Source organism: Paraburkholderia rhizosphaerae (assembly GCF_004366595.1).
GTDB lineage: Bacteria > Pseudomonadota > Gammaproteobacteria > Burkholderiales > Burkholderiaceae > Paraburkholderia > Paraburkholderia rhizosphaerae.
Map to the genome: position 1 here is coordinate 38,811 of NZ_SORE01000001.1, position 20,258 is coordinate 59,068.

Sequence of the window (20,258 nt, forward strand, 5' to 3'; positions counted from 1 at the left end):
CGATCCGTCGAGAGCCCGGCACCTGGCCGGTACACGACCTATGATAGGCATCAGGATCGCTGGCCGGACCTGCATGAATAACACCGCCGGCTCGTTAAACCGTCGTGCGCAGGCTCCCGCCTATTTCAACCCGAAATCCACCCGCGTCGTTGCGCCTTTATCGTCGATACCGCTCGCGTCGAGTTTCGGCGCAACGATAAACACGCGGCTACTGTCGATCTTGCCGTCGAAGTACTGCTGCACCGCCTGCGCGCGACGCTGTGCAAGATCGCGCAAACTCGCTTCGTTGATCTGCGCGTGTTCGGCAAGCGCGGCCTTCATATCGTCGTCGGGCAGCGTTTTCGTCATGCCGATAAAGTTGCTCGGTTTCTTGAAGTCGGCGTCCTTATATGCCTTGACCAGGTACTTGTGATACTCGTCCGGACTCACCGTCACGTTCGACGTATCGATGCTCTCGCCATTGCCAACCACGTCTTTCAGCTTCTCCTGCTTGACGAGCCGGTCGACGTAACGGGTACGCAGCGCCGGTTCGTCGACTGCCGGATCGACTCGGCCGATCAGGTCGATGCGCACCGACGGCTTGTCGGCCAGCGCCTTCGCGATCGTGTCGAGCTTCTGGTTCGCCGCGTCGGACAGCTTCGCCGAGCCCGCCGCGAATTCGACGTGGCCGTAGTCCGCGGCGCTGTTACCGCCGCCGAACGCGTGCGCAAGCAGCGTGAACGGTGCGGTCACCGCCTTCTGCAGCAGGTTCAGTACCGCATGCCAGATCAGCCCGCCGATGCTGAACTCCGGGTTGTCGAGCGACCCCGACACCGGAATGTCGACATCGATCTCGCCACGCGAATTCTTCAGCAGCGAAATCGCGAGTTTCACCGGTAGTTTGGTCGCGGTGTCGTTCTCTACGCGATCGCCAAAAGTCAGCTGATCGATAAACAGATGGTTGTTCGCACTCAGCTGATTGTTCTCGAGCTTGTAATGCAGGTCGACGTTCAGCTTGCCTTTTGTGATCGGATAGCCGGCGTATTTCGCCGAATACGGCGTGAGATTGGTCAGTTCGATGTCGTGCGCGGTCGCGGTCAGGTCGAGCGCTGGCTGGGCGATCAGCGGATTCACCGTGCCGCGGATCGACAACGGCCCGTTCGCAGCGAGCTTCGCGGCGATATCGACCGGCGCGGGCGTGGTCGACTGCGTACCGAACGCGCCGACCGTGCCGTGGATCGCAACCAGATTGGCCGTGTAGTTCGGCTTCACGAAGTTGTCGGTGTACGTCACGCGGCCGTTTTGCAGCACCAGTTGACCGAAGTGCAGCTTGACCGGCGCACCGGATGCGGTCTGCGCGGGCTGCGTTTTTCCGTTCGCGGCCACGGAGGTACGCGGCACCGAAGCGGGCGCCGGTGCGGATGCGGTCGCGGTCGCGGATGCGCTTGCGGTAGCCGCCGCACTTGCGCCGCTCGCGCCGGCCGGGGTCCGGAGCGTCACCGCGGCACTCCCCGCGCCCGCTTCGCTCGCCCCTGTGGCTTCCGCCACCGCGGGCGGAGTCAGCGGAATCGGCGGTCTGCCGCCCTTGCTTTGCGTCAGCGAGCGTGACCCGCCGTCGCCAGGCTTCGACTTGATGTCGCTCAGATTCAGCTTGCCCTGCGCATCGAGCACGACGCGGCCATAGAAGTCCGAGAACGTCACGCGGGAAGCATCGACGTCGGTGCCGCGCGCGTCGTAGTCCGCCTTCAGATTGGTCAGCGCAAGCGAACGCCAGCCCGCGAACGGTGCGGACGTCACCTTGTCGAGCATGCGCACGTCGACCAGCGCCGCGTCGCCGCGATACGACGCCTTCAGTCCGCCCGCCTTGCCGTGCTGTTCCTCTTGCGCAAGCGCGACGTCGCCTTTCGCGCTCACCAGCGCGCTCGCGACCGTCGCATTCAACTGATTGCCGAAGTACGGCTCGAACGCGGCCGCGTCGAGCCGGTTCGCATCGAGCTTCAAAGCGAGTTTGAGCGGTGACGCGGTCACGTCGCCGCTCACGCCGAGTGTGCCCTTGCGATTGACTGTCGTCTGCAGATCGATCGGCAGCGGGCGGGACATATCGTCGCTGATCTTCTGCACTTTCAGTTGCAGCGGCGCGAACGTCACTTTGACTGGACGCGCGGTCGACTCGTCGGTGAATGTTGCCGAGCCGTCTTTCAGGTTCAGCGCACCGATCGTGTAGTGCCACGCGGGCCCGGTTTCCTGTGCCTTCTTCACCGCGTGGATCGCCGTGCGCTCCTGCGCCGTCTGTTGCGGCGGACCGGCCAGCGCGAGCAGATCGATCTTGCCGTCTTTCAGGCGCGTCGCGTCGACCGCAAGACCGCTCGCGTCGACGCTCTCGATGTCGGCCTTGCGCGCGCCGACGTCGACGCCCTTCAGCGCCACGTGCCCTTGTGCGAGCGCGATGGCCGGCTGTTTGTCGCCCGGCCCCGCGACCTTCAACGATTGCAGATCAAGCGTGCTCGCGCCAACTTGCACCGCAGGCGGCGATTGCGCCCAGTTTGCGTTCAGGTTGACACTCGCGTTCAACTTGCCGTCGAGCACCTGCGCGGCGGTCGCGGTGTCGAGATACGGTTGCAGCGCAGGCAGCGATATCGACTTCAGATCGAGCTTCGCGTCGGCGGTCTTCGCGACCATGCCGAATGAGCCCGCCGCGTTCAGGGTTCCGCCGTCTTTCTTCGAGGTCAGGCTCAGCGAGTAGCGCGCCGGTGTCTTCGCGATCGACGAAAAGTCGGTGAGCGACATGCCGACGTTCGTCAGCGTCGTCGTCACCGGACGCGATGCCGCGGCATCGTCCACTTCGACCGTGCCATCGCTCAGCGTGAAGCGTTTGACCGTCAGATCGAGCGGCAGCGGCGCCGCAGCTGCTGCAGCAGGCGCGGTGGGGGCGCTGGCCGTGGCTTGTGGCGCGGACGCGGCGCCCGGTGCGCTCGCGGTGCTATTGGCTTCAGGGTTCGCCCCGCCGTTGGCTGCGCTGTTGGCCTCGCTGTTGGCCCTACTACTCGCCTCACCGTTCGCCGCTGCCTTTGCCGCCGGTGTCGCGCCCGGTTGCGCGGCGAATATGCGCTGGATGCTAAATATGCCGTCCTTGTCGCGCGCCAGATGCGTCGACGGCGCGTCGACGCGAATGTCGTTGAAGTGGTACACGCTCTTCAACGGCTCGAGCAGATCGGCACCGACATGCACCTGATGGGCGGCGAAGAACGGCGCGTTGTGCCCGTCGCGCACGTCGAGGTCGGCGAGATCGGTCGTGCCCGACACGCGCAACGTCGGCGTGTCGCCGGACATCACGAAGTTAAGCTGCAGGTCGCTCGACAACTTGCCCGACTGCACGGTCACCGGCAGTTTCGACGGCGCATACGACAGCAGACGCGGCACGTCGAGCCCGTCGAAACGAAGCGACATTTCCGATTCGCGCGACTGCGCGAACGGCTTGGTCTTGCCGTCCACCGCGAGCGGGCTGCCGTCGATCCGCATCCGCAACACCGGCTCAACGAAGATGTCGGTCTTCGACGGCAGCGTCGCGATAAACGGCACGCCGAGCTTCCACTGATCGATGACGTGCTTTTCACCGAGCAACCGGTCGTCGAACGTAATCGAACCATTTTCGAGATGGATGTTCGACACCGAGAACAGCGTCGGCTTGCTGTCGGGCTTCGCGGGTTGCTTCGAGAATTTGTCGATCAGATCGCTGAAATTGAAACGCTGCGCATCGTAACGAACAATATGAAAGCGCGGCGAATCGATTTGCACTTCATCGACGATCGGCGCCGCGCGAAACAACGATGTCCATGACGGTCGCACGATCAGCCGTTCGATATCGACGAAAGCGCCGGCGCCGCCGCGGTCGCCAATATGGATGCGATCCGCTTCGAGATTGAGCGTGTACGGATTGAGTGCGATGCGGCCAATCGTGACCGGGCGATCGAGTTGTTCGGAAAGCTGCTGTGCGGCGATATGACGAATCAGCGGCGGCGCGGCGAAGAAGCCGAGCAACCCGAATACCACGATGAAGATCAGCAGGCCAATGACGACGCGGCGAGTGCGCCGCGCGCGTGCAACATTGCCTACAGCGTGGAGAGATGATGCGAGCGATGCTTTATTGAGGCTTGCCATTCTCGGTCGCGGATGATGCGGCGGCAAGCCCGCCGCGGTGACGAAAGTCAGGGTTGCCCGAAGTATACGTCCTGCACCGCGGCGGTACATCAAATGTAAGGGCAATGTTACGCATTGCCCGCGGCATCGCGTTGATCGCGCATCACACACTCGCGTGCGATGCGCGATCAACCCAAAGCGATCGCGACCGACCCGGTCCGGCACCTGCCATACGATGCGTCGCGCACAGCGCAGGCCCGCTATTGCCGCTCGATCGGTGGCGGCGCCCAGCTGCCGTCGGTCGCCTGCGGTTTTGGCGCATAAAGTCGCATCACGAGCTGGAACGCGCCGCGTGGCGCCGGCAGCCAGTTCGCGACCTTGCGCCGTGCCGACGACACGGTCACGTCGACCGAGCCGTCACGATTGCGACGCAAGCCGTTGCGATCGCCGACGGCAACGTGCGCGGTTTCGCTATCGTCGAGCGAGCCTTCCTTCGTATATGCAGTGATTGACCAGAAGCCGCGCACCGGCGGCAGCTGGCCTGGCGCGAAATGAATCACGTAGCGATTCGCGCCATTCAACAGATGGCCGTCGCTATCGAGCGTCGCGGTCGCGCGCACCTCGTCGTCCTTGGTGCCGATGCCAGGCTGGGTATACGCCGCGTACGCGCGCAACGCATAGTCAGGCCCGTAGTTGCCGACGCCATCGCCGAACCAGCTCCAGCCGTTCGCAGTCAGCAGGTTCGTCGGCGGGGTCTGGACGCGCGTGCGGCCGTCGGCGAGACCCGCCGCCAGCGCTTTGCTCGCACCGGATGGAAACTGCACCGGTTCGTCCGGCTTCACGCCGAGGTCCGACAGAATGCTGAGCGCGTGCGGATCAGCCGGCGACGGCGGGGCGTCCGGCAGCAATTGCGCGACGTCGTCGAAAAAGCCTTTTGCATCGAGCGCCGCGACCTGCGCATCGGGCGTGCCGGTGATCGGCATGTCGCCTGCAGGGTAGCTGCGCGACGCGTCGGACGGCTGCGCGGCGCCGGTATACACATCGAGCGGCGCAACGCGCATCGCGCGCTGCAGCTTACGGATCGCCGCAATATCCCGTGCGCCGTTCGACTGCACGCGGATGTTGAGCCATAGGTAGCGGCTCGGCACATCGACGCGCTTCGCCCCCTTCGGCAAGTCGCCGCTCCAGCCTTCCGGCACGAATGCAACCGTCTGTGCCTTGATACCAGTTACACGCGGGCTGGTTTGCGCGCTCGTCGACGACCACAGCACGTTGGTCCACATATCGAGTGCACGCGCATCGACATAACGGCCATGCGAATCAGGCAGCGACACGATCACAGGTTGACCGGTCACGTCGAGCCATGCAGACGAATCGATCGTATCGACGCTCGGCGTCGGCCGGTTCGCGGCGCCAACCGGCGGCAGCGCCTGTGCGTGGCGCAGCGTATTGAATGGCGCTTGCCCCGGGCCGGTGCCGACCGCCGCGTCGCGCGCGACACCCATCAGCACAAGCGGATACGCGAACACGTACGAATCCGCGACTTCGTCCTGAATCCACCCGGTTGGCTTCGGTGTCGAAATAGGGGAAGAGCTGCAGCCCGCCAGCAAGATAACGGCTGCCAGTGAAATGCAAACGAAGTGGCGTGAATAGAAACGCAAATTGAGCGAATTGGATTCTTGATGATTTTTTGTCATTCGACGAACAGGCGTCCGAAAGGTTACGTCAGGACATGCGGGCTGCCGGGACCGGCCCCCCGTGCGCCTATCGCATTTTTCCTCGTTCTGAGGATTATGTAGACGGGTTGTATCGTATCCGTGACACACAGGCAAGCATATCCGCGATAAGAACGAGCACATCCGCCATTTTCGCGGTACGTTTGCGCTTTTCCGCATAGCTTTGCGGGGTGCCTTTCAACCATCGGAGCGAATTTATGTATATGCCCGCGCACTTCGAAGAGCAGCGCGCCGACGTGCTCCATCGACTGATCGACGACTACCCGCTCGGCGCGCTCGTCACGGTCGGCCCGAATGGGCTCGACGCGAACCATCTGCCGTTCGAGTTCGATGCGGCAAGCGGTCCGCACGGCACGCTGCGCGCGCACGTCGCGCGCGCGAATCCGGTCTGGCGCGAGGCTGCCGAGCGGCCGGACACGCTGGTGATTTTCCAGGGGCCGTCCGCGTATATTTCGCCGAACTGGTATCCGAGCAAACATGACGCGCATCGGCAGGTGCCGACGTACAACTATATGGTGGTGCACGCGCATGGCCGGATCGCGGTACGGGACGACGAGCGCTTCCTGCGCGGCCTGGTCGCGCGGCTGACGCGCAAGCACGAAGCCGGCGAACCGGCGCCGTGGAAGATGGGCGACGCGCCCGAAGACTTTATCGCGCAGATGCTCGGCGCGATTGTCGGCATTGAGATCGAGGTCACCCGGCTCGTCGGTAAATGGAAGCTCAGTCAGAACAAGGACGCCGCGGACCGGCAAGGCGCGCTCGACGCGCTACGCGAGCGCGGCGGCGATGCGCGGCAGACGGTGTCGGAACGGATGGAGGAGGCGCTGCGCAACGGGTGACGCGTTGCGCATCTGCCCCGCGCACCTGTCGCAACGTGTGCAGTAGCAGGGTTTTGTAGCGCGGAGACTGAAAAGCAGCGGTTTTGGCATAAGAAGTAGTCGTCTTTGTGGACCGCCTTTCGCAAAATATCCCCTTGACCTTCCCATCATTGGAACGTCGATACTCGGTTTCATCGAGCGGTCCATCGGCCGCCGCAGGAGCCCGACCATCATGACCGACCTTGCCACGCCACCGGCCGCTGACCCATCGCGCCCCGCCGCGCCGGGCGCCGAGCTCGAGATCCACGGAATGACTTGCGCGTCGTGCGTGATGCGCGTCGAGAAGGCGCTTGCCAAAGTGCCGGGCGTCGCGCGAGCGACGGTCAACCTCGCCACGGAAAAGGCGACCGTCGATGCCGACGCGTCGGTGTCCGTCGACACGTTGCTCGCCGCCGTGCGCAAGGCGGGCTACGATGCGACGCCGCTGGCGCAAACCGCCGACACCGCCATCGCGCTCGCACCGCCCGCCACTGCCGAACTGGCTATTAGCGGCATGACTTGCGCGTCGTGCGCCATGCGTGTCGAGAAGGCGCTATCGAAAGTGCCTGGCGTCGCATCGGTATCCGTGAACCTGGCAACCGAGAAGGCCAGCGTTCAGCTGTTTGGCGAAACTAGCGTCGACCCGCTGATCGCCGCAGTCAAAAAGGCCGGCTATCAGGCAACGCCGATAGTCACCGAAGCCGCCGCTCCGGCGACTACAACGGCACCGGCGGCGACCGCCGCGCCGCGCGACAGCGCCCGCCGCGACTTCATCGAAGTCGTGATCGCCGCGCTGCTGACTTTGCCGCTCGTCGCGCCGATGGCGACCGAACCGTTCGGCTGGCACGCGATGCTGCCCGGCACACTTCAACTTGCACTCGCCACCATCGTCCAGTTCGGCTTCGGCGCGCGCTTCTATCGCGCCGCATGGCGCGCGGTCCGCGCGGGCGCCGGCAACATGGATCTGCTGGTCGCGCTCGGCACGTCGGCCGCATACGGCATCAGCGTCTATCAGCTCGCGATGCATGCCGGCGACACGATGCATCTGTACTTCGAGGCGTCGGCAGTGGTCATTACGCTCGTGCGCTTCGGCAAGTGGCTCGAAGCGCGCGCAAAACGCCAGACCACTGATGCGATCCGCGCGCTCAATGCATTGCGGCCGGACCGCGCACGCATCGTTATTGGTGGCGAAGAGCGCGAAGTGCCCCTTGCGCAGGTGCGCGTCGGGATGATCGTCGCGGTGCGTCCGGGCGAGCGGATCCCGGTCGACGGCAAGGTGTTGCAAGGCCGCACGCATATCGACGAAGCGCTGATCACCGGCGAAAGCATGCCAGTAGCGAAGCAATCCGACGACCCGGTCACCGCAGGTTCGATCAACGGCGAAGGCGCGATCACGATCCGCACCGCCGCGATCGGCGCGGAGACCACGCTCGCACGCATCATCCGTCTCGTCGAAACCGCGCAGGCGGAGAAAGCGCCGATCCAGCGCCTCGTCGATCGGGTAAGCGCCGTGTTCGTGCCAGTGATTCTCGGCATTGCGCTGCTCACGCTGATCGGCTGGCTGTTTGCCGGGGCCGGCGTGGAAGGGGCAATCCTCAATGCGGTCGCGGTGCTGGTGATTGCGTGCCCGTGCGCGCTCGGCCTCGCGACGCCTGCCGCGATCATGGCCGGCACCGGCGTCGCGGCGCGCCACGGCGTACTGATCAAGGATGCGCAGGCACTCGAAACCGCGCATCAGATCGATGTGGTTGCGTTCGACAAGACCGGCACGCTGACAGTTGGGCAGCCGTCGGTGACAGCGTTCGACACGGCGGATGGCGTCGATCGCATCGAAGCGTTGCGCCTCGCCGCCGCAGTTCAACGGCATAGCGATCATCCGTTGGCGCGTGCCGTGGTGAAGGCATTTGAGGAGACCGAGCCGGTTCCGGTCGCAACAACCGATGCCGGTGCCGATGCCGATGCCGACAACGATGCACTCGCAGCCGCTAACAGCCGTACCGCGCTCGCCAGCCCATCTGTGTCGGCTGCGCTGTCGGCACGCGCAGTACCTGGTCGCGGCGTCGAAGCGGACGTCGATGGACGCACGGTTGCAATCGGCAGCGGGCGCTGGCTCGCGGAACTCGGCATCGCATTGCCCGAACGCCTCGCATCGCGCGCACGGCAACTCGAGCAGGCGGGTAACACCGTGTCCTGGCTGATGACGCGCGGCGGCACGGACGCGCCGCCGGCCGTGCTTGCGCTGATCGGCTTCGGCGATACGGTGAAGCCGACCGCGCGCGCGGCAATCGAGCGCCTCACGCAAATGGGCATCAAAAGCGTGCTGGTGACCGGCGACAACCGCGGCAGCGCGGCGAGCGTCGCGACAGCGCTCGGCATCGATGAATTTCACGCGGAAGTGCTGCCCGCCGATAAGGCGCGTGTGATCCGCGAGCTGAAGATCCGCAGTGCGGGCGTCGTAGCGATGGCCGGCGATGGGATCAACGACGCGCCCGCGCTCGCCGCCGCCGATATTGGCATTGCAATGGCGACCGGCACCGACGTCGCGATGCATGCGGCCGGCATCACGCTGATGCGCGGCGACCCGGCGCTGGTCGCCGACGCGATCGATATCTCTCGACGCACATGGCGCAAGATCCAGCAGAACCTGTTCTGGGCGTTTGTCTACAACCTGATCGGCATCCCGCTTGCCGCGTTCGGGCTGCTCAATCCGATGCTTGCGGGTGCGGCGATGGCGTTCTCGAGCGTTAGCGTCGTAACCAACGCGCTGCTGCTGCGCCGCTGGCGCACACATCGCTGATACGGACGGGCTCCGGCGGAACCGCCGGAGCGTGGGCTTGCATCGCGGCGCGTTGGACTGATTCACTTGGCGGCGGCTGGCCGTCGGATTCGGGGTCGCGGTCACCGCCTGCCGCGCGCCCGCCCTTTCCCCCCAACGTACTTACACATTGCTTTCAAAATATTAAAGAAATCATCTGGCATCGCCGATAACCCTTATCAGGTCGCGAGCACCTCCAATGTGGGCATATCCCTCGCGACACGGAACTGTCCGAGCAGTCCCGTCCCCATTACCCCACCACAGTCATGGAATTCCTTACACTGCGCCGCGCCAGCGTTGGCGCCAGGCTCGCCATGCTTTCGTGCGCCCTGGTGGCGTTGATCTTCGCGGCCTTCACCTGGGCCGTCACTCGCTCGGCCGGCGAGCAGATCAACGAACAGGTGCTCGCGCGCATCGCGGACAAAGACCGGTCGATCGCCGACACGATTTCGCTGTTCGACAAAGCACTGGGTGCGGAAGTCGGCCGCTCGATGACGCAATTCGAACATTTCCTGCCGTCCAATTTCGCGCTCGACGAATCGCAAAAGATCGACATCAACGGTGTCGCGACGCCCGTCTTCAAGGCCGGCGACAAGGTGCTGAATCTCGACTTCTCGGTCCCCGACGATTTTCTCGCGCGCAGCGGCGCGATTGCGACCGTGTTTGCGCGCACCGGCGCCGACTTCGTGCGCGTGACGACATCGCTGAAAAAGCAGGACGGCTCGCGCGCGATCGGCACGTTGCTCGATCGCAAAGGCCCGGCTTATGCGCCCATCACGTCGGGCAAAACGTATACCGGTCTGGCCGGGCTGTTCGGCAAACGTTATATCACGCAGTACAAGCCGATCCTCGACGCGACCGGCCGTGTAATCGGCGCGCTGTTTATCGGTGTCGACGTCGACGCGCAGATCCGTACGATCGAAGACGGCATCAGCAAGCTGAAAATCGGCGACAGCGGCTATTACTTCGTGATCGATGCGTCCAATGGCGCGGACCGCGGCAAATTCGTCGTGCATCCGTCCGCGGCCGGCAAGAAGGCCGACGACAGCAACGCGCCGTATCGCCAGATGCTCGACGACAAGCAAGGACATATCGCCTTCGCGTCCGCGGATGCCGCGCTCGGTGAAACCGGCGCGTCCGACAAGTACGCATCGTTTATCACCGTGCCCGAATGGAATTGGCTGATCGGCGGCATTGCGAAACGCGACGAAGTGATGGCCGAAGTCAATGCAACGCGCAATCGCTTCCTGCTGATCGGTTTCGTACTCGTCGCGGTATTCGTCGCGGTGTTTCTGATTGTGGTGCGCCGCCTCGTCAGCCGCCCGCTCGAGGAAGCGGCCAAGGCATCCGAGCGGTTCGCGGCCGGCGATCTCAGCGTGCGCGTGGCCGACGCGAACCGCGGCCGCAGCGACGAAATCGGCCGCCTGATGCACGCGATCGACGGGATTGGCGAAGGTCTCGCGCGGATCGTCACGCAGGTGCGCAGCGCTTCGTCCGACATGACGGATGGCACCGCGAAGATCGCGGCCGGCAGCGGCGATATCGCCGCGCGTGTCGCGACGCAGGCGAGCAGCCTCGAACAGACTGCCGCGAGCATGGAGGAACTGACATCCACCGTGCAGCAGAATGCGAACCACGCGGCGCAAGCGAATACGCTGGTCACGAACGCATCGGCCGCGGCAGTCGACGGCGGCCGCGCGGTTGAGCGGGTGGTGTCGACGATGGGCGAGATCAGCCAGTCGTCGAAGAAGATTGCGGATATCACGTCGGTGATCGAAGGCATCGCCTTTCAGACCAATATCCTCGCGCTGAACGCGGCAGTCGAAGCCGCGCGAGCCGGCGAGCACGGCAAGGGCTTCGCGGTCGTCGCGTCGGAAGTGCGTGCGCTCGCGCAGCGCAGCGCCGCGGCGGCGAAGGAAATCGACGGGCTGATCGCCGAGTCGACCGCGCAAGTCGAAAGCGGCTATCGGACCGCCGAGGAAGCGAGCGTCACGATGCGGGGTATCGTCGAGCGGGTCGGGCAGGTGCAGACGATCATCGGCGAAATCAGCGTCGCGTCACGCGAACAGTCGGGCGGCATCGAGCAGGTCAATCTCGCCGTCACGCAGATCGGTGAAGCGACGCAGCAGAACGCGACGCTTGTTGTCGAAGCGGAACGCGCCGCCGCCGAATTGCGCGAGCAAGCCGACCGGTTGAGCGACGCGGTGAGTGTGTTCAAGGTGAACGCCGACACGCGGCATTGATGGACGGGCCGCGTCGTGGTTCGCGGCACGCGATTCACCCGCTAACTACGCTTTTGGCCTCAGCAATTCGAACATAGGGCCGGTCTCGACGTAATCGCCTCGATACCCTGCACGCATCACCGGCTGCGCGGCCAGGGTATCGAACCGCCCGTCCTTCAGATACGCATGCTGGATGTGCACGCCGACCACCTGGCCGATCGCGAGCCACGTATCCAACTGCGTGCCATCGAGCGTATTCAACTGCACCACGTTGACCAGTTTGCACTCGAGCGCAGCCGGCGACTCGCCGACGTGCGGCGCCGACACGTTGCGGCCCGGCACCGGCGTGAGCCCCGCGAGTTCGAACTCGTCAATCTCGGGCGGCACCGGCGCCGACGTGCGGTTCATCTTCTCGGCGAGCGCTTTCGACGTCAGGTTCCAGACGAACTCGCCTGTTTCCTCGATATTGCGAATGCTGTCCTTATACGCCTCGCTCGAGAAGCCGATCATCGGCGGAAACGTCGAGAACGCGCCGAAAAAGCTGTACGGGGCGAGATTGCATCGGCCATTTGCACCGCGCGTCGAGATCCAGCCGATCAGGCGAGGCGCGACGATCGCCTTGAATGGATCGTGCGGCAAACCATGGCCGACCAGCGGGTCGTAGAAGTGCACATCGCTCATACGTTTTTCCTTCGTGACTGCAGAGTCGTAACTGCAGGCGTCCGAAGCCTTTGACGAAAGCGTCCAGCATAGCGCAGCGCGCATTTCGATGATCGGCGGGGTAAACGCAACGGGCCTGCCGCTTCAATTGCGGCAGGCCCGTTGACCGATTGCAGACAGGCCAGACAGCGAATACTGCTGACGGCCAGATCAAAAACTCATTTAACCGTGATGGTCGTGATCGTGATGATCGTAATGACGATACGGATCGCGGTCATGCGGATGACGGTGCATCCACTCGTCGTGCGCCCAATAGCGGTGACCGTCCCAGTAGCGGCCATCGTGCTGCCAGCCGAGGTTGATCGTCACACCGACCGGCACCATGTGCGGTTCGCCGTACACGACAGTTTGCGCAAACGCGCCGGTTGCACCGAGCAATGCGCCGCCTGCAATCAGCGTCGCAAGCAGCGCGCGTGAAGTCTTGTTCAAGCCTTTCATGTTGGTTCTCCCGTTGAGAATGTTGCGGGGGCTTTGGTGCCCGACTGCATCCATCAAACTTCGGCCCCGCGCTTGAGAACCAATGTAGCGGCGACGCCGATATATAAACGTGAAGACTTGTAAGCGCACATTTCACAAACGTGCCGCTCATGGCGCCCCGTTATTTGCCGATCGCCTGTTATTTCAGGACAATTCATGAATTGGCGCTGACGCGTGGCCTGCGGTGTTGTCAGCTAACGTTACATCCCTTTCTACGAAGAAAGCGTCGGAAAGGCGCTTGAATGCGTTCTAACGCAGCAGGCCGTCGGCGGACCGTGCTTTTCAGGCCAGAAAACAAAGAGCCCGGCGTTGTAGCCGGGCTCTCGACACTGCGCTTTCACCTTCACGCTGACGGTTTCGCGCGACTTTGCGCGATCGGACCCAGGTGGTTAGTCCGTGAGACGGACACCGAACAGCGTGGCTTGCGCGCGGCGCATACGCTCCGCCTCGCGACGACGGGCTTCATACGAGTAATCCGAATCCAGCGGCAAGTGCGGCGACGCGAAGAGGTCGCTGACCTTTTGGAACAGAGCAAAAAGAAAGTTCATGGCGACTCCCGTTGATAATTGGCTAGGGTTTTCCCTTAGAAGCGAGTATAGGGTTTCCCCTAGCCCAAGTCTAGTGCGTCGCACAAATTTTCTGTAAATAGCGCTGCGGCGGTGCGTCGTAGCGGATGATGCGTTGCATCATTACAACAACGCAACCGGTGCGAGCTGCCTCCCGGCGGCCAGACACTGATGCGGCCGGAGCGTTGCTCGGAACCTGTCAGCGAGCGTGCGTCGCCGACGGTTTGTGCTTATGCGCGTGCTGGGTCTTCGCGGGTGCGTGCACGTCGGCGGGCTGCCTTGGCGCGACTGGCGCCGGCGTGTCCGCATCGGCCACTGGCGCGGCGGGCGTTGCGGGCGCGGCGGGCGTTGCGGGCGCGGCGGGCGTTGCGGCCGCAGGCGACGATTCCGTCTGCAGCAGCGTCGCGAGCGTCGCCTGTTGGCCGAGCAGCATTTGCTCGATGCGTTGCTGCTGAACGGTCGAGTCGTGCGTCAACTGCACCAGCAAGAGCATCTGCGCGACGCCGATCGCAACCGTCACCAGCAGCACGCCGACCACAATCGACAACATCCGCTTCATCCGGCGCGAATGATCGGCTGCCGCACGGCGTTGGTCGGCGATGACGCCGTATAGCGCATCGACGGTATCGGCGAATGCGGCGGCGCGCGCGTGATCGAGTTCGGGCGTCGCACGCGGCGCGCTCTGCGTCGCTGCGGTCGCACCGCTCCCGGTCCCGATCGACGGACGCACCGGCGCAGCGTGCGGATGCGCGGCGGCCGCGGCGTTCGCGGCCCCCAATGGTGTGCGGGCGCTCGAAGCGGACGGATGCGCTTGCGCTTGTGCAGGACGTGCGGCAGGCGCGGCGCCTGCGTCGATCGGCGCGCCTGCATCGCGCGACGGGGCGCTCGATTCGCCAGTGGCGGCACGTGGCATCGCCGCGTTACGCAGCGCGGAGGCTGCCGCCATCGGCTGCACAACGGGTGCGCCTTCAGGCGGCGATATCGGACGAGCCGCGCTTATGTCTTCCGCGTGTGCCTGCAACATCTCTGCACTCGCCGCCGTTACGGCCGGCGTCGCATCGTTCGCCTTGCCTGCATCGCCTGAGTCGTCGCCAAAGCAACTGCGCGGCGAGTTAGGCGTCGCCTGCTGCTCGCCCTCAACGGCCGACGTTTGCAGCTCCGCCTGCTGCGAATCGAGCCCTTGCGGCACATCAACCGCCTGCGCCGCGCGCGCGTTGCGGCGTGCGGTCTTTATCTGCGGCGGCGTTTCAAGCGCGCCGTTTTCTTCCGTGGCTGCCTCAACCGCGGCCAGCACCTCGTCGGGCAACTCGAAACCGCTTAGCGTCCCCTGCCGCACATCGATGTTCATCGCCTGCAGCGCCGCGCGTGTGGGATCGTCGGGAAACAGGTCGAGCGTGCTGTCGTCGCCGGGAACGTCGCTCAGTTCGGCGAGGCGCTGCGCCGAACGCACGGCGCGAGCAAGTTTGTTTTCGGTGTCGGTCGATACGGCGGCAGTGCGCGGCTCTTTCGAGCCTGAACGGGATGGGCGGGGAGTCGAGGGTGCGGGTGCTGCGCGATCGGCCATGTTTTATTCCAAAGTGTGCCCGGAAGAATCGGGTCGAGCGCCGCTATTATGGACGACAAGCCCCGGCGATTCGATCCCGCAGTCGAACGATCGCCGGTCACACGTTGCGCAAATGAGTCATCCTGCTGTCTTTTTCTGATCGACTCCGGTTACGAAGCGCTCGACGCACCGCTCGGCGCCGGCGGCCGGCCCGGCACCGCCTGCCGCATCGTCGCTCAAGGCAGCACTCGCTGCGCTCGTGCAAAACGACGCGGCTGCCGCGCACACTGCGATCCACGCTCTCGCCCGTTCAAAACCCCGTTTCACGGCTGTCAAAGATTCGTTCACATGTTTTTGGAACCGCGCGCGGCGCAGCGTCGCGACATCGTTCAATGAGGCGGCCTTTGCGGCGTCACCGATTTGCCCCACGCATTGCCGAAGCGGATGCCTTCCGCCGAATAATTGAACGTGCCGACCTGATTCGCTTCGGCGGCACTGATACCGCTAGCCGCCGCGGTCGCCTGCCGTTGTTCGGCGACGCGGCCTGCGTGGTGCCTGGAGCAGCATCAGCAGGCGCGCTCTGCGCCCACGCTGCGCTGCACAGCATGGCCGCGCTTGCAATCGATAACGTCACCGCGATCCGAAGGACATGTCTATGCTGTTTCATCACAAGACCCTCTCATGATGTCCCCGTATCGGCGCGCTCCATGTCAGCCGGCTGACGGCCGGACGCCACGAAGCGCTGGAACTCCTTCACATCGGCCCGTTTCATCCAGGGCGGCGGGGTCTCGAGGAAGGAGGTGTCGCGGCGCACCGTTTCGTAGTGAATCAACTGCCTCGACGTCGGAAACGGCGTCTCGCGCGGTGCGTTGAGCAACATCTTGAAGAACCGTGCCTGCGTGCCCACGATGTCTCCATAAATCGCCTACGTCACGCACGGTCGCATCGAAACGGAAACGCACCCAAACCGGCCTGCCGCTCATTGCACGAAACGCATATCGCCGCCATTCGCCGCGCTTTGCGACGGTCGCCGCATCGGCGCCTGCCGGCACGGCGATATAGATCTGCGAAAGGCGCACCGCGTGCGGCTGCGTGAACAGCGTCGGGTTGCGGTCGTACGCCGCCTGGAATTCGGCGTCGGACGGATAGTCGGCCGGCGGCGCGGATACCGACGCGAGATAGCTGCGCAAAATCACGTCGCGCCCGGTTTCATCGATCAGCGCGGTGACTTGTGGCTGCTTTGTTGCCTGCATGGCTCGCATTCGAAGTGCCGATCTGGCATCGCATTTCGCGCGGAACCTTTGCCTACGATCGCTCGGAACGCGACAACGCGACAACGCGAGAGCCGGGCGCACGGCCACCGGGTCGCGCTCGACTGATACACAGCACGAGCAAACCAAAGGTCCTTCGTAGCGGCGCGGCGACAAACCGCATTACGCCCGTATGCCGTTGTCGCGAAACTCCTTCACGCAAGGAAGCTGACGCAACTGCTCGCAAATCGCCTTGTATTCCAGCGATGAAACGCGGCTTAGCGTGATCATCACTTCGTCGATTTCAGTGGAGTCGTCGCCCTGCTGCACGATGAACTGCTTGACTCGTACGCTCGACGTGCCCAGTGCATCGTGCAGCGAGTGAAACGTCATCGCACCTCGTTCGACCAGCAGCGTCATCTGGCGCCGCTGCTTCACCGTGATGAAACGCCGCTCGATCGGCTTGATGCCGGCGAGGATCAGCAGAATGATCAGCGTCGCCGCAATCGACGCGATATACAGGCCGCCGCCTACTGCGAGACCGATCGCCGCGACGGACCATAAGCTCGCCGCCGTCGTCAGCCCGCGGACGATCTCGCCGCGCAGCAGGATCGACCCCGCGCCAAGAAAGCCGATGCCGGACACGACCTGCGCGGCGACCCGCGATGGATCGAGAATGACATGGTCGCCGCTCTGCACGTCGGCGAAGCCGAAGGCGGACACGATCATAAACAGCGCCGAGCCGACGCATACCAGCATATGCGTACGCAGCCCCGCCGCCCACGACAACCGTTCGCGCTCGAAGCCGATCACACTGCCGAGTGCGGCTGCCATCACGAGCCGCCCAATAAGTTCAAGATTGCCTGGCATGTTGTCTTCCCCCTGCTTTTTTATCGACCTAGCAAGATGCGGTCCGCGCTGGCTCCGGGCAGCGTACCATTACAGGTTATCGGCTTGCTGTCCGGTGCCGGCCACGCACCGCCGGATCGCGATCCGCGTCATTTCCCATCTGAATTCGACTTATGAGCATACCCGCTTCGACGACCGCCACCGCCGTTTCATTGCGTGAACATTTTTTACGCGTCGTGTTGCGGGTCTGGCGTGGCCCAGGCTTTAACGAAGCGCTGAACCTGCCTTACGAGGCGATGGCGGCCGACGGGCGTCGGCCGTTACCGGCCGTGCGCTACCGCGCGATGGCCTGCGCGCGGCAATTGTTCGTGTTTGCACAGGCCGGCGCCGATGACCACGCACACCGGCTTTTCGAATCGCTGGTCCGTTACTTTCAAGACGGTGCGCGCGGCGGATGGTTCTATAGCGTCGATCCCCAAGGCGCACCGCTCGATACAACGAAAGATCTGTACACACACGCGTTTGTCGTCTTCGCATGCGCCGAATATGGCGCGCGTTCGGGCAATCGCGACGCGTTCGAGATCGTGCGTCGCACCTCGTCGATCATCGAAGAGCGTTTTGCGATTCGCGACGGGTCGCATGGTGGTGTGCAAAACGCTCAAGGGCTTTACAACGCCGCGCTGAACGCGGACTTTTCCGCGGCGAGCGGCGGACCGCTGCAGAACCCGCTGATGCACCTCACCGAAGCGTGGCTCGCCGCGCGGCAAGCAACCGGCGATGCGGCGTTCGATACCGCGCTCGAGCGTCTGTGCGATGCGGTCGCGCGCGCGTTCGTGCACGCGCCGACCGGTTGCATTGCCGAGTTGCCGATCGGTAGCGCCGATAACTGGCTCGAGCCTGGGCACCAGTTCGAATGGTTCTGGCTCATGCGTCAGGCGGGTAGGTTGCTGACTCGATCGGGCCTCGAGGAGCCACTTGCCCGCGCATTCGTTTTTGCACAGCAACACGGCGTTGACGCAGCCACCGGCGGCGTCGCGCTGGCGCTCGATGAGCAAGGGGCGATGCGGGACGCGACGCAACGGATCTGGGCGCAATCCGAATACCTGCGCGCGCTCGCGGTTCATCCGGACGCCGACGTCCGCGCCGCACTACCGCAACAGATCGCGCGCTTCAGCGAACGCTTCCTGCGCCCGCAAGGCTGGTACGAATGCAAGACCGCGGCAGGTGACGTATCGCGCGACGATATGCCGTCGACCACGCCTTATCACCTTGCGACCGCTTATGCCGCGCTGTGACGCGATAAAGCGAAGCGCAATGGAATGAGCGCCGGTTGATGGTCGACCCCGCGCGGCGGTTGCGCGCGTCGCGGTTCCACGACGCTGCCCCGCTTCACAATACATTGAGCGGCGTCTTCAGATAGTGGATGCCGTTTGCTTCCGGCGGCGGCGCGATACCCGCGCGGATATTCATCTGAATCGACGGAATCAGCAGCGTCGGCATGCCGAGCGTGGCGTCGCGCGTATTGCGCATCTGCACAAACGCGTGCTCCTCGACCGAATCGTGCATATGAATGTTGCGCTCGCGCTGGTCGGTCACCGTCGTTTGCCAGCAGACCGCGCGTCCGTTCGGCGGGTAGTCGTGGCACATGAAGAGTTGCGTGTCGCCCGGCAGACACAGCAGCCGGCGAATCGACGCGTACAACATCCGCGCGTCGCCACCCGGAAAATCGCAACGCGCGGTGCCGACGTCCGGCATGAACAGCGTATCGCCGACAAACACCGCGCCGTCAAACAGATAGGCGACATCGGCCGGCGTGTGACCGGGCACATGCATCACCGTCGCTTCCAGCGCGCCGACCCGTAAGGTTTCGCCCGCAACGAACAGATGATCGAACTGCGAGCCGTCCGGATGGAACTCGGGTTCGAAGTTGAACACCGGCCCGAAGATCTTCTGCACCGAGCGGATGTGCTCGCCGATGCCGATCGCACCGCCCAGATGCTCGCGCAAATAGGGGGCGGCCGACAGATGATCCGCGTGCGCATGCGTCTCGAGCAGCCACTGCACGCTTAAACCCGTATCGCGCACGAACTGGATTACGCGGTCGGCGCAATGTGTCGACGTGCGCCCCGAACGCGGATCGTAGTCGAGCACCGAGTCGATGACCGCGCAATGCGAACCGGGACCGGCATGCACGACATAGCTGATCGTTGCCGTAACGGGGTCGTGAAACGCTTCGATCGCGGGTTTCATTAAAGTCACCTCAATTCATACCGTCAGCAACTGGAAGATAACCGAGCTATCGGTGTCCGTCAGCATCGAACTGGAAATCTCGAACGCTGCGGTTGACGAGGCCCGCCGAGCGCTTCGCGCGATGTCACGCCGCTTCGCGACGGTCGTCGTCATCGTCGTCGTGATCGCTCCGATAAACGGCGGAAACCGGTGCATGCGGGTTTACAGCAACAAGCAGCGGTAAGCGCGCTCACTTCAGATGAGCCAACCGGCCTACGACAAACTACCCTCTTTTTTCACAACAATTACAGCGCGATTTTTTCCGGATTATCTTGACTTCGCGTGTTTGCGCTTCCTAGAGTGGGTGGAACGTCACAGCGGGCGACCACCCGAAGGAAATCCGACGATGACTGATCTCCTGGACCGCGCGCGCGGCGCACTCCATGCGCAGCCGTTCAGCACGCTGCTTGGCACCGAGCTGATGTATGTCGGCGCCAACGAGCTGACGCTATGCCTGCCGGTCCGCGACGATCTGAAGCAGCAACACGGGTTTGTGCACGGCGGCGTGATCAGCTATCTCGCGGACAATGCATTGACGTTCGCCGGTGCGCTGGCGCTCGGACCGAGAGTGGTCATCGGGGAGTACAAGATCAACTACCTGCGGCCGGCGGTGAACGGGATTTTGATGGCCCGTGCGCAAGTGATCTACGCGGGGCGCCATCAGGCAACCTGCCAATGCAGCGTGTACGTGACGGACGGCGACCGTGAGAGGCTCATCGCAGTCGCGCAGGGCACCATCAACCGGATCGGCGATGGCACCGAGAATAACAAAGGGGAACCGCAAGGGGATTGACGTGTAACGCTTCGGAGCGGCGACT

General features: G+C 63.9%; 15 protein-coding genes. 6 read left to right on the forward strand and 9 right to left on the reverse strand.

Annotation, left to right across the window (positions count from 1 at the left end; genetic code table 11):
• Positions 1 to 120 precede the first annotated feature (120 nt).
• Both BX592_RS00150 and BX592_RS00155 read right to left on the reverse strand, forming a co-directional pair.
• On the reverse strand, positions 121 to 4,137 hold the full coding sequence (locus tag BX592_RS00150; protein WP_134189619.1) for a DUF748 domain-containing protein: 4,017 nt from the start codon (positions 4,135 to 4,137) through the stop codon (positions 121 to 123).
• Positions 4,138 to 4,376: 239 nt separating this feature from the next.
• On the reverse strand, positions 4,377 to 5,813 hold the full coding sequence (locus BX592_RS00155; RefSeq protein WP_134189620.1) for a DUF1254 domain-containing protein: 1,437 nt from the start codon (positions 5,811 to 5,813) through the stop codon (positions 4,377 to 4,379).
• A 236-nt stretch (positions 5,814 to 6,049) separates the two neighbouring features.
• Between BX592_RS00155 and BX592_RS00160 the strand changes: the two genes are divergently transcribed.
• The 3 genes from BX592_RS00160 (at position 6,050) to BX592_RS00170 (ending at position 11,767) form a co-directional block, all read left to right on the forward strand.
• Positions 6,050 to 6,691 carry an FMN-binding negative transcriptional regulator gene (locus BX592_RS00160; RefSeq protein WP_134189621.1) on the forward strand — a complete coding sequence of 214 codons (642 nt, stop codon included), beginning with the start codon at positions 6,050 to 6,052 and terminating at the stop codon, positions 6,689 to 6,691.
• 211 nt (positions 6,692 to 6,902) lie between these two features.
• Positions 6,903 to 9,506: a heavy metal translocating P-type ATPase gene (locus BX592_RS00165; RefSeq protein ID WP_134189622.1), complete on the forward strand. Its 2,604-nt coding sequence runs from the start codon at positions 6,903 to 6,905 to the stop codon at positions 9,504 to 9,506.
• 284 nt (positions 9,507 to 9,790) lie between these two features.
• Positions 9,791 to 11,767, forward strand: a complete 1,977-nt coding sequence (locus BX592_RS00170; protein WP_134189623.1) for a methyl-accepting chemotaxis protein — start codon at positions 9,791 to 9,793, stop codon at positions 11,765 to 11,767.
• 45 nt (positions 11,768 to 11,812) lie between these two features.
• On the opposite strand, the gene BX592_RS00175 is transcribed toward BX592_RS00170, so the two are convergent.
• The 6 genes from BX592_RS00175 to BX592_RS00195 form a co-directional block, all read right to left on the reverse strand.
• Positions 11,813 to 12,427, reverse strand: a complete 615-nt coding sequence (locus tag BX592_RS00175) for a flavin reductase family protein (RefSeq protein ID WP_134189624.1) — start codon at positions 12,425 to 12,427, stop codon at positions 11,813 to 11,815.
• 201 nt (positions 12,428 to 12,628) lie between these two features.
• Positions 12,629 to 12,904 carry a hypothetical protein gene (locus tag BX592_RS00180; protein ID WP_134189625.1) on the reverse strand — a complete coding sequence of 92 codons (276 nt, stop codon included), beginning with the start codon at positions 12,902 to 12,904 and terminating at the stop codon, positions 12,629 to 12,631.
• Between the two features lie 428 nt (positions 12,905 to 13,332).
• Entirely contained in the window at positions 13,333 to 13,491 is a 159-nt protein-coding gene (locus BX592_RS33680) for a hypothetical protein (protein WP_166676277.1), read from the reverse strand.
• 217 nt (positions 13,492 to 13,708) lie between these two features.
• The gene (locus BX592_RS00185) at positions 13,709 to 15,073 is read right to left on the reverse strand and encodes a hypothetical protein (protein WP_134189626.1); all 1,365 of its coding nucleotides are present in this window, start codon (positions 15,071 to 15,073) and stop codon (positions 13,709 to 13,711) included.
• Between the two features lie 658 nt (positions 15,074 to 15,731).
• The gene (locus tag BX592_RS00190; RefSeq protein ID WP_134189627.1) at positions 15,732 to 15,959 is read right to left on the reverse strand and encodes a hypothetical protein; all 228 of its coding nucleotides are present in this window, start codon (positions 15,957 to 15,959) and stop codon (positions 15,732 to 15,734) included.
• Between the two features lie 526 nt (positions 15,960 to 16,485).
• The gene (locus BX592_RS00195; RefSeq protein WP_134189628.1) at positions 16,486 to 17,172 is read right to left on the reverse strand and encodes an MgtC/SapB family protein; all 687 of its coding nucleotides are present in this window, start codon (positions 17,170 to 17,172) and stop codon (positions 16,486 to 16,488) included.
• A 152-nt stretch (positions 17,173 to 17,324) separates the two neighbouring features.
• Between BX592_RS00195 and BX592_RS00200 the strand changes: the two genes are divergently transcribed.
• Positions 17,325 to 18,446 (forward strand): AGE family epimerase/isomerase, encoded by a 1,122-nt coding sequence (locus tag BX592_RS00200; RefSeq protein WP_134189629.1) that lies wholly within the window; start codon positions 17,325 to 17,327, stop codon positions 18,444 to 18,446.
• Positions 18,447 to 18,540: 94 nt separating this feature from the next.
• Here BX592_RS00200 and BX592_RS00205 read toward each other — a convergent pair whose 3' ends face one another.
• Positions 18,541 to 19,401 (reverse strand): MBL fold metallo-hydrolase, encoded by an 861-nt coding sequence (locus BX592_RS00205; protein WP_134189630.1) that lies wholly within the window; start codon positions 19,399 to 19,401, stop codon positions 18,541 to 18,543.
• Positions 19,402 to 19,453: 52 nt separating this feature from the next.
• On the opposite strand from BX592_RS00205, the gene BX592_RS33685 reads away from it, so the two are divergent.
• Positions 19,454 to 19,624, forward strand: a complete 171-nt coding sequence (locus BX592_RS33685) for a hypothetical protein (RefSeq protein WP_166676278.1) — start codon at positions 19,454 to 19,456, stop codon at positions 19,622 to 19,624.
• 162 nt (positions 19,625 to 19,786) lie between these two features.
• Positions 19,787 to 20,233 carry a PaaI family thioesterase gene (locus tag BX592_RS00210; RefSeq protein ID WP_134189631.1) on the forward strand — a complete coding sequence of 149 codons (447 nt, stop codon included), beginning with the start codon at positions 19,787 to 19,789 and terminating at the stop codon, positions 20,231 to 20,233.
• Positions 20,234 to 20,258 lie beyond the last annotated feature (25 nt).